Origin of the sequence: Fusibacillus kribbianus, from assembly GCF_030053595.1 — a bacterium.
GTDB classification, from domain to species: Bacteria; Bacillota; Clostridia; order Lachnospirales; family Lachnospiraceae; genus Lientehia; species Lientehia kribbiana.
The window spans coordinates 33,675-50,058 of sequence record NZ_JASGBQ010000009.1 but is presented as its reverse complement, the minus strand read 5'-3'; the positions used below and the strand labels follow the sequence as shown (position 1 = coordinate 50,058).

General features: G+C 53.5%; 10 protein-coding genes. 9 read left to right on the top strand and 1 reads right to left on the bottom strand.

The genetic code is table 11. From position 1 onward, the window contains the following. The first annotated feature begins 26 nt into the window (after positions 1-26). The 8 genes from QJ036_RS06950 (at position 27) to QJ036_RS06915 (ending at position 13,384) form a co-directional block, all read left to right on the top strand. Positions 27-716, top strand: coding sequence for an HAD family hydrolase (locus QJ036_RS06950; protein WP_283230670.1), 690 nt, complete (start codon positions 27-29; stop codon positions 714-716). A 137-nt stretch (positions 717-853) separates the two neighbouring features. Next, entirely contained in the window at positions 854-1,555 is a 702-nt protein-coding gene (locus QJ036_RS06945; protein ID WP_283230669.1) for a response regulator transcription factor, read from the top strand. Between the two features lie 15 nt (positions 1,556-1,570). Next, positions 1,571-4,396, top strand: a complete 2,826-nt coding sequence (locus QJ036_RS06940) for a sensor histidine kinase (protein WP_283230668.1) — start codon at positions 1,571-1,573, stop codon at positions 4,394-4,396. 94 nt (positions 4,397-4,490) lie between these two features. After that, entirely contained in the window at positions 4,491-6,782 is a 2,292-nt protein-coding gene (locus tag QJ036_RS06935; RefSeq protein WP_283230667.1) for a hydratase, read from the top strand. A gap of 103 nt (positions 6,783-6,885) precedes the next feature. Beyond that, positions 6,886-8,256, top strand: coding sequence for an SLC13 family permease (locus tag QJ036_RS06930; protein ID WP_283230666.1), 1,371 nt, complete (start codon positions 6,886-6,888; stop codon positions 8,254-8,256). A gap of 165 nt (positions 8,257-8,421) precedes the next feature. Beyond that, positions 8,422-9,798 carry a Na+/H+ antiporter NhaC family protein gene (locus QJ036_RS06925; RefSeq protein WP_283230665.1) on the top strand — a complete coding sequence of 459 codons (1,377 nt, stop codon included), beginning with the start codon at positions 8,422-8,424 and terminating at the stop codon, positions 9,796-9,798. Positions 9,799-9,808: 10 nt separating this feature from the next. Next, a complete protein-coding gene (locus QJ036_RS06920; protein ID WP_283230664.1) occupies positions 9,809-11,419 on the top strand; it encodes an amidohydrolase in 1,611 nt (536 codons plus the stop codon). Between the two features lie 15 nt (positions 11,420-11,434). Then, positions 11,435-13,384, top strand: a complete 1,950-nt coding sequence (locus QJ036_RS06915; protein ID WP_283230663.1) for a M28 family peptidase — start codon at positions 11,435-11,437, stop codon at positions 13,382-13,384. 100 nt (positions 13,385-13,484) lie between these two features. Here the strand turns inward: QJ036_RS06915 and QJ036_RS06910 are convergent, their stop codons facing one another. Then, entirely contained in the window at positions 13,485-13,982 is a 498-nt protein-coding gene (locus QJ036_RS06910; protein ID WP_283230662.1) for a PH domain-containing protein, read from the bottom strand. Between the two features lie 107 nt (positions 13,983-14,089). Here QJ036_RS06910 and QJ036_RS06905 point away from each other — a divergent pair, with 107 nt between their 5' ends. Continuing rightward, complete coding sequence (locus QJ036_RS06905) at positions 14,090-16,249, top strand: carbohydrate-binding domain-containing protein (RefSeq protein ID WP_283230661.1); 2,160 nt, start codon at positions 14,090-14,092, stop codon at positions 16,247-16,249. Positions 16,250-16,384: the final 135 nt, after the last annotated feature.

Here is a 16,384-nt window from a genome sequence, read left to right as displayed (position 1 = left end):
AGAATGGATGAAAGGAAGGATAGACTGTGGAACAGGCAAAAAAAACATACAGGGGAGTCATCTTTGATCTGGATGGAACTCTGATCAATACATTGGAGGATCTGGCGGACAGCGTCAATGAGGCACTGGAAAAAATGGGATATCCCACCTGGCCGGTGGATGATTACCGAATGAAGGTAGGCAGAGGCTTCCGTAATCTGATGGAAAACAGTGTGCCGGAGCCGCTACGGCAGGACGGGGCTGTCATCGATGAAATGCTGGTGCATTTTGTGGAGGCGTATGACAGAAGATATAAGAATAAGAGTGTGCCCTATGACGGCATCGATTGGCTGCTTGATGAGCTGACGGCACGGGGAATCAAGGTTGCCGTCAATTCCAATAAGAGGACGGATTATACGGAAAAGCTCATAGACAAGCTGTTTTCCCGAATTCCCTTTGTGGGCGTGTTCGGAGAGCGGCAGGGCGTGCCCAAGAAGCCCGATCCCGCAGGGGCGCTGGAGCTTTGCCGGATGATGGGCTTTAAGCCGGAGGAGGTTCTCTATGTGGGGGATTCCGGCACCGACATGAAAACGGGAAAGAATGCCGGAATGGACACCATCGGTGTGGGCTGGGGCTTCCGCGGCTTCGGAGAGCTCAGAGAGAACGGTGCGGTTTATCTGGCAGAGAAAGCGGAGGATATCCTGAAGATTATATGCGGGGAAAATGAATGCAGATAACCGGTATGCGGAAGGATTATTTAGGAAAAATTAAGAAAATCTCCCAGGGATTTTAGGATTATCCTGTTATGATAGAAGTGGGATTTTGATACGAAAAATGACAGAAAATGTGAAAGAGTGGGAGGGATTTCGACAAAATGGATGAAATTACGGTATTGGTATGTGACGACGACAGGGAAATTGTCGAGGCGATAGAGATATATCTGCGGCAGGAGGGGTACCGGGTGCTGAAGGCCTACGACGGCGAGGAGGCGATCCGCCTGCTTTCGGAGAACAAGGTGGAGCTTCTGCTCATTGATGTGATGATGCCGAAGCTGGACGGGATCCGGGCAACGCTCAGGATCCGGGAGACGAGCAGCGTGCCCATCATCATCCTGTCGGCCAAATCGGAAGATGTGGATAAGATCCTGGGGCTCAATATCGGGGCGGATGATTATATAACGAAGCCGTTCAATCCTCTGGAGCTGGTGGCGCGGGTGAAATCCCACATCCGTCGGTATACCAAGCTGGGAACCATGGCCATGGAAAACAGCGATACGATCCACAAGACCGGCGGCCTCTGTATCAATGATGATACCAAGGAGGTCACCCTGGACGGGGAGCCGGTGAAGCTGACGCCCATGGAATACAACATTCTCCGGTTCCTGGTGATGAATGCGGGAAAGGTATTTTCCATTGAGCAGATCTATGAGAATATCTGGAATGAGGAGGCCATCGGTGTGGACAATACGGTGGCGGTCCATATCCGTCATATTCGGGAAAAAATTGAGATCAACCCCAAGAATCCTACTTATCTGAAGGTTGTCTGGGGTGTAGGGTATAAAGTTGAAAAGCTGTAAACCGGGAGGTGGGCCGTGAAGAAACGGAAATATACGCGGAAAAAGAAAGCAGGAGCGTTATTTTTATTCATTCTGTTCATGGGGATTGCGGTGTCCGGCGGCCTGGGCCTCTATTATATCAATAATTTCAGCAACTTTCTGTTCAGCAAGACAGAGCTTCTTCAAACCACAAAGTTTGAAGATACGGAAACGCTGGAGAGGAAAATTCTCAACGATGCGCAGAGCATTTTCGAGTATACAGCCCTGTCTCAGGTGTTTGGCTGGTCGGATGAGGAAAACCAGAAAACGCCCCTTTATCGGGTGAATATCAATAATACGGAGTATGATATCTGTCTGAAGGATCTTTCGGGGATCTATGAGATCCTGTGGGAAGCCCAGAACGGCGTCTATGAAGAAGAACTGCAGCAGAGCCAGTTATATGATGGGGCGGAAGAGGAAATTCTGGAACCGTATGACTCCGTACAGGTGGAAGTGGTCGAGGAGCCTGCTGCCGGGAGTACGGAGGAGGCAGGGAAAAAACACAGGGAAAATGCGTACCTGGAGCCGTTTAAGGAATTGGCGGTGGGGACCTATTACTCGGAGCTTCGGTGGGATTCCATGTCTGCCGCCGAAAAAGAATGGGTCATCAAGGAATACCAGTGGGACAAGGTAGTAAGTGCAGAATGGCCGAAGCGGTTTACGCTCAACAATACGGCGGAGATCCTGATCTATCCGGGGCAGATCTGCCGGGTCACCTATGATTATCTCCAGCAGAAGGCAGTGCGGGAGGATGCGGAGCTTCCGAGACTGTGTGAAAGGGGACAGAGCTACCTGGATACGTATTACACGCTGAGTAACCGGCTGGATGAGGCGGAAACGAATCTGCGCTATGTGATCTATGAGGAAAGCTCCGGGCTTTATTCCAGCAACAGTGAGTCCATCACGGCAGGAGATATCAATAAGCTGGAAAAATATGTTTCCTACGACAATAACACCCACAGGATCACAACGAACTTTCAGAAAGCATCGGTGGAGAACTGGAACCTGGAATATCTGGCCACCTCCCTGATCGGCGTGGATTCCGGGGCCTCCTTTTCTGTGGGACTGGACACCCGGTATCCGGTGGAGGATGAATACCGGTGGATGTCGGAAAGTTTCAGCCAGTGCAGGCCGATCCTGTGGCTGTCTCTGCTGGCCATAATCGTCGGCGGACTGGGCGGCATCTTTACCTTTGTCTATCTTATTGCATCGGTGGGACACCGGGAGGATTATGACGAGATCTGGCTGGATAAATTTGACCGGTGGCCGACAGAGCCGGCGGCGCTTCTGATCGTGGGCGGGATCCTGGGCTTTGTCTATGTGTGCGGAATTCTGGCCAAGATCTTTGCCCGGAATTTCTTTACCTCCAATATGATCTACACGGTCATGCAGATTTTGTCCTTTGTGGTATCGGCGATCATCGGCCTCATGGGATTTTTCAGTCTGGTGAAACGGCTGAAGGCCGGTACTCTCTGGAAAAACAGTATTCTGAGAAAAATACTGATCAAAACAGGACACGGGTTCCGGCAGCTTGTGAAGGGCTGGCCCGCCACCGGGAAGGTGGCAGGGGTCATCGTCCTTTACTGGATCGTTACCATTCCCCTTTGCATGTTTATTACCATTAACCGGTTCTGGGGATCGTTTTTCTTGTATGTTACGGGGATCATTGCCTTTGTGGCAGCGCAGCTGACGGCGGCGGGAATCATTCTGTGGGCGGTCCTGGGACGGAAGCGGATCCTGGACGGTGTGGAGCGGATCTCCGGCGGCGACCTTGATTATGTGATCAATGACCAGGGGCTTCTGGCTGACGACAGACGGCTGGCGGATGCGATCAACAACATTGGAGCAGGACTTCAGGACGCCGTGGATACGGCAGTCAGGAGCGAACGGATGAAGGCGGATCTGATCACCAATGTGTCCCATGATATTAAGACCCCGCTGACTTCCATCATCAATTATGTGGATCTGATGAAGAGGGAGAACATTGAGGATGAGACGCTGAAGCGGTATCTGGAGATCCTGGACCAGAAATCTCAGCGCCTGAAAAATCTGACGGAGGATCTGGTGGAGGCATCGAGGGCCAGCTCCGGCAATATCAGCCTGCAGCTGGAACGGATCAATTTCGTTGAGCTGGTAAAGCAGGCCTGCGGAGAGTTCTCCGAGAAGTTTGAGGAGCGGGGGCTGATTCCCGTGACCTCCTTCCCCGATTATTCTCTTCATGTGATCGCCGACGGGCGGCGGGTATGGAGAATCCTGGAAAATTTGTTCCAGAATACAAAGAAATATGCGATGCCCGGAACCAGAGTTTATATCAGCGTGGGAGAATACGACGGTTATGCCACCTTTACCATGAAAAATATTTCCGAGTCAGAGCTCAACATAACGCCGGAGGAACTGACGGAGCGTTTTACGAGAGGAGACGCCTCACGAACCACTGAGGGAAGCGGCCTCGGGCTTTCCATCGCCAAGAGTCTGACAGAGCTTCAGGACGGTATTTTTGAGATCTATCTGAACGGGGATCTGTTCCAGGTGACGGTGCAGTTTGAGGTGGCGGAGGATGAACCGGAGGACACCGGGGCCAACACCGGGGCTGTCATTGAGGATGGCAGCGGGGCCGACACCGGGCCGGAGACGGAGGCTTTGGAAGACGGCGAGCCTGAAGGCACCGGAGAAAAAGAGAGTGACGGAAGAGATGTGGAGACCGACGACGATCTGGAGTTTTTTGACATGGATGAGAGCGAGGCGGACCGGGAGGAAAAATTCCTGCAGGAGGCCATTGAGGAGCTTCTGAGCAGCGGTCTTTTAAAGAAAAAGCCGCAGTAACATTCTGCTTGACTAACCGGGAAAATTACACCATAATGGGGAAAGAAACAGACAGAACCATGATCGAAACTGACAGCACCAAGGAGGACAAACAATGGTTACATTATGGAAGCATGGCGCTTACCTGTTAAACGGCACGGAGCTTGTTGAGGATGACAAGGATTGTGCAGCGAAGCTTGCGGCAAAGCTGGGAGCATGTCCGGATCAGGCGGAAGCGGCGAAAAATACCATGGCGTATGGGATTCTGGCGGCTCACAATACCTCGGGCACCATGGACCGGCTGAAGATCAAATTTGATAAACTGACTTCCCATGACATTACCTTTGTGGGAATTATCCAGACAGCCAGGGCCAGTGGACTGGATAAGTTTCCGATTCCCTATGTGCTGACCAACTGTCACAACAGTCTTTGTGCGGTGGGCGGCACCATCAATGAGGATGATCACATGTTTGGACTGACCTGTGCAAAAAAGTACGGCGGTGTGTATGTGCCTCCTCATCAGGCAGTGATCCATCAGTATGCCAGAGAGATGCTGGCCGGCTGCGGGAAAATGATCCTGGGCTCCGACAGCCACACCCGCTACGGTGCCCTGGGTACCATGGCCATGGGCGAGGGCGGTCCCGAGCTGGTGAAGCAGCTGTTAAACAAGACCTATGACATCAATATGCCGGGAGTGATCGGCATTTATCTGACCGGAAAGCCGGAGAAGGGCGTAGGGCCTCAGGATGTGGCGCTGGCCATCATCGGAGCGGTGTTCAAAAACGGCTATGTGAACAATAAGGTGATGGAGTTTGTGGGCCCCGGCGTGGCAAACTTAAGCGCAGATTTCCGGATCGGTGTGGACGTAATGACAACGGAGACCACCTGCCTCTCCTCCATCTGGACCACTGATGAAAAAATCCGGGAATTCTATGAGACTCACGGCCGCCTGGAGGAGTACAGGGAGCTTAAGCCCGGTGCCGTGGCATATTACGACGGCATCGTGGAGGTGGATCTTGGAAAAGTGAAGCCCATGATCGCCATGCCGTTCCACCCCAGCAATACGTATACCATCGAGGAGGTCAACGCAAACCTGGGCGACGTGCTTGCCGATGTGGAGAAGCGGGCGAAGGTAAGCCTCGGCGGCGCGGTGAATTTCTCTCTGGCGGATAAGGTCCGTGACGGAAGCTTCTATGTGGAGCAGGGAATCATCGCAGGCTGCGCAGGCGGCGGATTTGAAAATATCTGTGACGCGGCTGATATTCTGGACGGTGCCAGCATCGGAAACGGCGCCTTTACCTTAAGTGTATACCCAGCCAGCATGCCGGTTTATATGGAGCTTATTAAGAACGGGGCGGCGGCAAAGATCCTGCAGACCGGCGCCGTGATGAAGACGGCCTTCTGCGGTCCCTGCTTCGGCGCAGGTGATACGCCGGCCAACAATGCCTTCAGCATCCGTCATTCCACCAGGAATTTCCCCAACAGAGAAGGCTCCAAACTCCAGAGCGGACAGATCGCTTCGGTGGCGCTCATGGACGCCCGTTCCATTGCGGCTACAGCAGTCAACAAGGGCCGTTTGACGCCGGCAACGGATCTGGATGTGAATTACACGAAACCAAAGTATTATTTTGATAAGACTATTTACGAAAACCGTGTTTTTGACAGCAAGGGCGTGGCAGATCCCTCCGTGGAGATCCACTTTGGTCCAAACATCAAGGACTGGCCGGCCATGTCGTCTCTGACGGACCATCTGCTTCTCAAGGTGGTATCCGAGATCCATGATCCGGTGACGACTACCGATGAGCTGATCCCTTCCGGTGAGACCTCCTCCTATCGGTCCAATCCTCTGGGGCTGGCAGAGTTTACTCTGTCAAGGAAGGATCCGGCCTATGTGGGACGGGCCAAGGCGGTTCAGGCTGCAGAGAAGGCAAGGGTGAGCGGAGAGAAGCCCTGTCAGGTGCTTCCCGAGGTCCATGAGGCGATGGATGCAGTACATACAAAATATCCGGAGGCTGACAGGACCAATACGGGAATCGGCAGCACGATCTTTGCGGTGAAGCCCGGCGACGGCTCTGCCAGAGAGCAGGCGGCTTCCTGCCAGAAGGTGCTGGGCGGCTGGGCCAACATTGCCAACGGCTATGCCACCAAGCGTTACCGTTCCAACCTGATCAACTGGGGCATGCTTCCTTTCCTGGTGGACGAGGGAGAGCTTCCTTTTAAAAACGGTGACTGGATCTTCGTTCCGGGGATCCGAAAGGCAGTGGAGGAGAAAAAGACTTCCATTCCGGCATTTGTGGCCGGGGACGGTATGCGGGAGTTTGAGCTTAAGCTGGGAGAGCTGACCGACGATGAGCGGCAGATCATCCTGGACGGCTGCCTGATCAACTATTACAGGACAACAAAATAGGATTCTTATTAACGAATTGCCGGTGGGTGAAAACTCACTGGCAATTTTTTTCGTTATCGGCAATAGAATATGTTGAGTGGAGTAATTGCTGGGAGGAACGGAAATGAATTATGGGATTCTGTCATTGATACCGGTTGTTGTGTTGTTTGTCCTGATTTTTACCACCAAGCGGATGCTCTTGTCTCTGACGGTCGCATCCCTGGCCGGATCCATCCTGCTGGGCGGATGGAATTTTGCCTCTGTATGGCTGGAGCAGATCCAGGCAGCTTTCATGGGAGGGACTGTAGGGTATCTCTTCCTCTTACTGGCCCTGTTCGGAATCCTGATCCGTCTGCTGGATAAATCCGGTGCAGCCATTGAATTTGCCAACTGGCTGAGCAGATATGCCAACACAAGAAGAAAAGCCATGCTGCTCACCTTCTTCCTTGGCTGGATCATTTTCGTGGATGATTATCTCAACAATATGGCAGTGTCCACGGCCATGAAGCGGGTCTGTGACAGGCACAGGATTCCCCGTACCCTGTTTGGCTTTCTCGTCAACTGTACGGCAGCTCCGGTCTGCGTGCTGATCCCGGTTTCCACCTGGGCAGTCTTTTACGGAGGCCTGTTTGAGCAGCACGGCGTGACAGTCGGCGGCTCCGGAATGAATGCCTATTATGCCGGAATTCCGTTCCTGTTTTATGCATGGATCCTTCTTATCATCTGTCTGCTGGTGATCCTTGGTGTTTTTCCTCTCATCGGTGTTACCCGGAAGGACAATAAGCTGGCCCTTGAGGAAGGGATCGTCTGTACGGAGGAGCGCAGCCTGGACGGGAAGGAAATCCGCTGCGATGACGCAGAGGAGGAGGCTTCCCATAAGAAAAATCCTTTTAAATTCCTGATTCCCATGGCGGTTATCATCGCCCTTACGATTATTACCAATGATGTAATGGTTGGCTGTATGGGCGCCATCCTTGTCACGATCATCATCATTCTGATCGGAAAACAGATGAAGCTGACCGAACTCTTTGATGCGATGTTTGAGGGCGTTGGAAGCATGGTCCAGATCTGCTGTGTCATTGCCGTGGCCATCAGTCTGGTTGGCATCAACAATGCCACAGGAATGGCAGAGTATCTGGTGGAAGCTGTGTCCCCGTATCTTACCGGTGCGGTATTTCCGGCTCTTGTATTTGCATTCTGTGCCCTGTACACCTTTTTTGCCGGCGGCTTCTGGGACGGCTCCATGATCTTTATGCCCATCGTCGTTCCCATTGCCCATGTCCTCGGCATGAACCCGTTGATTCCCTGTATGGCCCTTGTGTGCGCAGCAACAGCAGGAAGTAGCGCATATGTGGCGGGCGACGCCATTATGATCACTTCCCGGGCTGTGGATATAAAGCCGTACTATCAGATGATGGGGACGTTTCCCTATGCGCTGATCAGCTACGCGCTTACTATCGTTGCATTTTTGATCACGGGCTTTGTAATGTGCTAGCAATTACGGCCCTTCACGGCAGCCGTTCCTTCGGTGCAGAAATCCTTGTTCGGAAGGAAGGCGGGGAATGATAAGGGGGTTTTAAGTAGGGTTATTACTCTATAAAAAATATAGAACAGAAGAAGTTGCTTGAGATCTGAAGGTTAAAAAGAAAGGAGAAGGAGTATGAATTTAGGTGCTATATCATTATTGCCCGTAATTGTCATGTTTGTTTTGATCTTTACAACAAAAAGAACACTGCTCTCCATTACCGCAGCAACACTGGTGGGTTCTGTTCTGATCGGCGGCGTTAATTTTGCTTCCGTATGGCTCGAAAAGGTACAGGCGGCTTTCATGGCCGGTACCCTGGGCTATCTGTTTTTACTGCTGGCTCTGTTCGGTATTCTCATCGCCCTTATTGACAAATCAGGCGCAGCCCTGGAGTTTGCCAACTGGGTGAGCAAGTATGCCAACACAAGAAGAAAGGCGCTTGTTCTGGCTTATATCATCGGCTGGCTCCTTTTTGTAGACGATTATCTTCACAACATGGCCCTCGGCACGGCCATGAGACGGATCTGTGATCAGCACAAGATCCCCCGTACTCTGCTGGGCCTCCTTGTAAACGGTTCGGCGGCAACGGTCTGCGTCATGATCCCGATCTCCACCTGGGGCGTGTTCTACAGCGGCTTCTTCGCTGACAACGGCGTGACCGTCAACGGAAGCGGACTCAGTGCGTATCTTCAGGTAATGCCCCATCTGTTTTACGCGATCATTATGCTTCTGATCCTCTTCCTGGTTGCCATCGGCATATTCCCGCTGATCGGCGCAGTGAAGAAGGATAATCAGCTGGCTCTGGAAAGCGGCGTTGTCTGCCGTGCAGAATGCAGTCTGACCGATGCTGATATCAGGGACGGCGGCGCTGACGGCGACGAAGCCTCCAAAAAGGCAAATCCGCTCCGGTTCCTGCTTCCCATGATCGTGATCATTGCCCTTACCATTATCACCAAGGATGTTATGGTTGCCTGCATGGGCGCGATCGCTGTCATGATCGTGATCATGCTGGTCGCAAGAATGAAGCTCACGGAAATTTTTGACGCGGCCTTTGAGGGCGCCAGCAGCATGGTCTCCATCTGTATGATCATTGCGGTAGCCCTGACTCTGGTTGAGATCAATACGGCAACCGGAATGCCCGACTTCGTAGTGGGTTTCCTTACCCCGCTCCTTTCCGGCGCGGCGTTCCTGTTCCCTGCCATCGTGTTCGCATTCATCGCGATCTACAGCTTCTTCGTGGGCGGCTGCTGGGATGGTTCCATGATCTTCCTTCCCATCGTGCTTCCCATTGCCAATGCCATCGGCGTAAATCCGATCCTTGTATGTGCAGCCCTCGTTTCCGCATCGGCCTGCAGCAGCTCCTGGTATGTGGCCAGCGACGCCATGCTGCTCACCTCTGCGGCTACGGAGGTTAAGCCCTTCTATCTGATGAAGGCGATCCTGCCCTACGCGCTCATCAGTATCGTTGGTTCTGTGATCTGCTTCCTGGTGTGCGGCTTCCTGGGCATTTAAGGTGGCCGTTATGAAGGCGGATAAGATTTTACTGAGCAATGCAGTTTTTACCGGGGAGGGCGAAGCGCCCTTCCCCGGCGGCGTTGCCATCAAAGATAATAAGATTCTGGCTGTGGGAAGCAGAGAGTCTCTTGAGGCTTACATGGGCAGTGAGACGGAGCTGTTTTCCTATGGAGACAATCTGATCATGCCAGGGATCTGCGAGGCCCACGGCCATTTTCCGTGGGGGGCTCTTTACGCCAGCGACTATTTCCTCGATAAGATCCTGGAATCCGGATCGGAGGAGGAATGCGTGGCCATGGTGAAGGAATTTGCCGATGCCCATCCGGACCACCGGCAGATCCTGGGGCAGGGCTGGTTTCCTGCCAACTGGAATGACGCACCTCTTCCCACAAAGGCATCCCTGGATGCGGCAGTTCCCGACCGGCCCGTCTATCTGGCAGCGGCCGATGCCCATACAGGCTGGTTAAACAGCGCAGCTCTGAAGGAATGCGGGGCCGACAAGGATGACCCGGAGCTGGGGCCCAATGTGGTGCTTCTGCCCAACGGAGAGCCCAGCGGTGTTCTGCGGGAAAAGGCCTGGTTTGCCTATGCGGCCGGAAAGGTACTGATGCCGGGACCGGATATTGATGAGGAAGTGGAAACGGACCTGATGCGAGGGTTAAACCGGCTGGGGATCACCACCTTCTGTGACTGCTCCGGAATTCTGGAGGGGACGAATTATGATGCCCTGGAATGGATGGATCAGGCGGGAAGACTGACGGTGCGGATCAACCTGAATCCGGCCATGGAGCCGGATGAGGAGCAGACGGAGATCCTCCGGCAGAAGGCGCAGTACCATTCCCCGACTCTGCAGGTGACGGGAGTGAAGGGCGTGGTGGACGGTGTCACCTCTACCTTCACCGGATATCTGCTGGAGCCCTATTCCGACAGGCCGGAGACTGCGGGGGCGCCTACGGCGCCCAGAGAATACTTTGAGAAATGCATTATTGCGGCCAACAGAAAAGGCCTCGGCGCAAGACTTCACTGCATCGGTGACGCGGCAGTGCGGATGGCGCTGGATCTGTTTGAGGCCTCCAATAAGGTCAATGACAATACCAATGTAAGAAATACCATTGAGCACATCGAGAGCATCCATCCCGATGACATTCCACGTTTTAAGGAGCTCCATGTGGTCGCTTCCATGCAGCCCAGGCATCTTCCCCTTGACGCCAATGAGAAGATCAGCAGAGTGGGACCGGAGCGGTGCAGATGGGAATGGCCCCACCGCTCGATCCTGGATGCGGGCGGGATCCTGGCCTTCGGCACGGATTTTCCCGTGGTGGAGTATAATCCTTTTGAGAGCATTTATTATGCCATCACAAGAAACGGCTATGACGGAAAGCCCACCGGGGTCAATCCGGAGCAGGCCGTTACCATGGCAGAGGCTCTTCGCGCCTACACCTGGGCGGGACAGTATGCGTCCGGAAGGGACGGCGAGCTGGGAACGCTGGAGCCGGGAAAGCTGGCGGATGTCATTGTTCTCGACAGAAATCTTTTTGACACGGAGGCGGAGGCGATCCCTGAGACGAAGGTGCTTCTCACCGTGTTTGACGGAGCTGTGATTTATCAGTGTGAATAAGATTGGAGGGTTAAAATGGCGGCTGAATTTACAAAATATATAGATGTGAACTATGCACTCGGTGTTATGGAAAAGCTGATCTCGTTCCAGAGCAATCCGGAACTGGGCTACAGGACCTCCGGTTCCGCAGCGGAATTTGCGGCGGCTGATTACCTGTATCAGGAAATGAAACGGATCGGTCTGAAGAATGTCCACAAGGACGTGGTTACTGTTGATAATTTCGAGTTCAAGCATGCGGACCTTACTTACACCATGGGAAGCGGTCTGAAAAAGCGGGTGGTTCTGTCCGCCTTCCAGGCCAACTGCCTTGCAGAGGATCAGCACATTAAGATTGTTTACGTGGGCAAGGGCCGTGATGTGGATTATGAAGGCGTTGATGTGGCCGGCAAATTTGTGCTGGTGGACATCGACATGATGGAGGACTGGTTCATTTACTGGGCTGTCGGCCAGGCTCGGACGAAGAAGGCTGCCGGTATCATTGTGGTACAGGTAGGAGGCTACGCCACCTATACGGAGGATACGCTGGGGGTCCAGGACGTTTCCACTCTGGCGGATCTTCCAACCTTCTCCATGTCGGTCCGGGAGGCAAAACGTCTGAAAGCGGAGCTGGAGGCCGCCGGCGGTGAGATCGAAGCGGTGCTCAACGCGGACGTGCGGGTCACCAATAATGGTATCACCCACAATGTAGTCGGCGAGATTCCCGGAGAGGTGGATGAGGTGATCTATTTCATCGGCCATTACGATGGGTATTTTACCGCCTTCTCCGACAACCCTTCCGGCATCGGCTGTATCCTCGGCATCTGCAGGGCGTTCCTGGCCAGCGGCTACAAGCCCAGACGTACCATAAGAGTCGTGATGCACGGCGCTGAGGAATGGGGCATCGAGGGCAGCCGTTATGACTGGGCGAGAGGCGCCACCATGGAGATCAGAAAGCATCCCGAATGGGCGAGAAACGGCTTCCTGCTTCTCAATATGGATGGAAATCTGATCAGCGGCACCGCCACGAAGGCAGTGGTCCGCACCTCTTATGAGATGGTGGACGGCGTTCAGAAGATCGGCGAACAGATCGAGGGAAGCATTTATCCCTTCGGCACCATGAGCCCCTTATGGACCTGGACAGAGAGCTATATGTATGCAATGCTGGGAATTCCCACCGTTGAGACCGGATATGAAGGCGTTTATTTCTGGGATTCCTATCATTCCACTGCCGATACAAGAGAGGCCAACGATTACAGTGACGAGGCCTTCTTCTCCTCCCATGTACTTTACGGCTCCCTGCTTCAGGAGTTTGATAAGCTGGATACAAGACCTGTTGATTTTACGGCGCTTCTCGATAAGCTGACCGAATCCATTGAGCATGAATATATGAAGGATACGGAGAAGCTGGAGGCTGCTGTCGCAAAGGCCCGTGCGGCTGCCGTTAAGGTCAACGAGAAGGCTGCTTCCTTAAAGGGACTGGGCGAAGACACCAGGACCTTCAACACGAAGCTTTCCAGAGTGTGCGCCAAGGTGGTAAACGATCTGTTTGGCCTTGACTGGTATGAGAATTATGATTTCATCCATGCCCGCAACAGAAACAATGTGAAGCTTCTGGAGGCAGTGCTTGCCGACCTTGAGGCAGGAGATCTTGATAAGGCCATCGACGAGGATCTGAGAGGCGTGGACCTTTGCTGGTACGCCTATAACTTCGACCGCGAGACCTATGATTTCTTCGTGGATCAGGTCATCGGCGACAGCATGGTGGATACCTGGGCTGTGGGCAAGGTAAATACCATCACAGATCTTTACGATACCTGCCGGGTGCTTCTGAAGGCACGGGCGGAGGGCACTCCTGTTCCGGAATGTGTCGTCGCAAAGCTTTCGGAGGAACTGGAAAAGCAGAGAGAAGAGCTTCTTGCAAAGCAGGAGCGTGAGGCTGCATTGCTGGAAGAGATGACTGTGCTCATGGAGGACTGCCTGGCATAAGTGCAGGAAAGAAACTTATGTGACAGAAACATAAATCCGCCGTCGGGAACCTTTTTTCGGAGAGGATCCCGGCGGCGGATTCAGTTGTATTAGTATACCCTCATAAATAATCATCAATATCCACATCACCGTCGCCGTCTGTGTCAGCCACATAGTTGTTGGCGAGAATCTCACGGCCGGTAATGCCCTTCTGGGTGCGGGCCTCTTCAATGAGATCGCTGAGCATTTCCTTGACAGCCCGGCTGTTCTTGATGTTTTTTAAGAGCAGCAGAGGGTCGGAAGAATCGGTGGTCCTCAGGGTAATGGTTCCGGTGCCGCAGATCCGGTTCCCGAAGGAGCGGGTCAGAGAAATGTCCAGAATACGGTACAGAAGACATTCATGCTCCTGCTGACGGAAAAATCCGTGCTGACAGTACAGCCGGTTATTTGCAATGCGGTATTTGGTAAAGCTGAAGGGAAACCATAAAAAATGCTTGCGATCTTTCCAAAGTTCGTTGGTCTGTTTTTCCATGGGAATCTCCTTTCTTTTCAGACGGATATTATCGTCGGTGAACCAGGTGACCGTGCTGCCTCTGTTCAACGATGCTGCCTTCATCATAGCATATTTTCGCCGGCTGCGCATCTGTTTCAGGGAAATTTAAGGTTTTCCTGTTATAATTCTCAGCAGAATCAGAAAGCTGCAGATATCTGCGGAAAGGAGAGTTTATGATAAGGAAAAAAGGAGCGGTTTTTGCCGCTTATTTGATGATACTTCTGATGCTTGCAGGCGCAGTCGGCTGCGGCAGCGCAGGAAGCGGCCCGACGGCGGGAGGAAGCTCAGCCGAAGCCGGAAGCGGCAGCAGTTCAGCGGGAACGGACAGCACAGCCTCCGAAAGCAGCGGAGGAACCGGAGTCGTAACCACGGCCGGCAGTGCTCAGGCCGTCGATCAGGGAGTGATCGCCGAAGCGGTGGAGGCTGCACGGGTGGAGCTTGAGGCAGGAAAGGACTGGTCGGAGGAAACCTTTACGGCCAGCATCACCCTTTCCGGAAACAGTGCCTCCGTCAACGGTCAGGGCGTCCAGGTGGACGAAACTACGGTGACCATTACCCAGGGGGGAACGTACCTGGTGGAGGGAAGTCTGGATGACGGCACACTGGTGGTGGATACCGACAAGGATACGGAGGTCCGCCTGATACTGAACGGGGTAACGATTACCTGCAGTGACAGTGCACCCTTAAACGGACGTCTGGCCGGAAAGCTGACGGTGACGCTGGCAGAGGGCAGTGAAAATATTCTGACTGACGGAAGCGCCTACACCTATGATGATGCGGAAAAGGAAGAGCCCAATGCGGCGCTGTTCTGCAAAAATGATCTGGTGATCAACGGGACCGGAAGCCTGACCGTCAATGCTTCGTTCAATCACGGGATCAATGCGAAGGATATGCTTGTGATCACAGGCGCTTCCTGCACGGTGAACAGTGCCAATGACGGCATACGCGGCAAGGACGCAGTGATCATCCTGGGAAGCAGCTGTACGGTAACGGCTGCTTCAGACGGAATCAAGTCCAGCAACGATACGGACAATGACAGCGGCTGGATTTATCTGGAGGAGAGTGACTTCGATATTCAGGCGGAGGGAGACGGCATTCAGGCAGAAACCGTATTGACGGCAGAAAGCGGGACTTTCCGGATCACGGCCGGAGGAGGAAGTGAGAATGCTGCAGCCCATACAGATGCGGGAGGCTTCGGCGAAAAGAGCGGAGCCAGAGATCCGAACGGCTTTGGAGGAAAAGGATACTTCGGCGGAAGAGGTCAGATGGGCGGAGAGATGCCTTCGATGCCGGATGGCGCAGAAGTGCCCTCGATGCCGGATGGCGCAGAGGTACCTGAGATGCCGGAGAACGGAGAAATACTGATGAAGCCGGAAAATGGAGAAATGCCGGAAGTTTCAGATGATGATTTGGAGCCGGCTGCATTGGAGATTTCTTCGGACACCGATGCGGTGGAAACAGAGGAAAATGAAGTGGAGGCCGATACGGACGCAAGTGACAGCAAGAAGGCCATGAAGGCAGGCCTGCTTCTGGAGGTGAAGGGCGGTACAGGAACCATTGACAGTGCCGATGACGGCTTCCATTCCAACGGAGATATTTCCGTCAGCGGCGGAAGCTTTACCATAAAAACGGGAGATGACGGAATTCATGCGGACGGAACACTTTCCATCAGCGGAGGAATCCTTGTTATTGAAGAGAGCTACGAGGGGCTGGAGGGCCAGGTGGTAGAGCTTTCCGGCGGCGAGGCAGCAGTGACGGCCAGCGATGACGGCGTCAATGCAGCCGGAGAAACCATGTCAGCATGCAGGCTTGTGATAACCGGCGGAACGCTCCACGTCAATGCACGGGGCGACGGTCTGGATTCCAACGGAGACATTGAGATGACCGGCGGTGAGGTTTATGTGAGCGGGCCGACAGACAGCGGGAACGGCAGCCTTGATTATGGAACCGGCTGCAGGGTGGACGGAGGAACGCTTGTACTGGCGGGAAACCAGGGAATGCTTCAGACTCCGGATTCCTCATCGGCTCAGAACAGCGTGACCGTTCTGTATTCCCAGACTCAGGCGGCAGGGACCGAGGCTTCTTTGCGGGATGCTGACGGCAATGTGGTGATTTCCTGGGCACCTGATAAGGAGTATCAGAGCATCAGTTTTTCTGCAGCAGGCATTGAGACTGGAAAGATGTATTCTCTGTACAGCGGTCGGGAGAAGCTCTGCGATATTGACGTGACGGACACGGTCACGGTTGTCGATGATACGGGAGCAGCGTCAGCCGGAGGAATGGGCGGCTCCGGAGGTATGCGGGCTCCGGGAGCAGGAAAGAAGATGCAGTAACGCAGGAGGTAATGGTACAGGAGCTTTATTTTTGAATAACATGACCCATTTGCCTTTGGGAATGGATATCTGCAAATTGCAGAATGCGTAAACCTCTGAACTGATGTAAGATAAAATTACTCGGTTTGGAGGTTT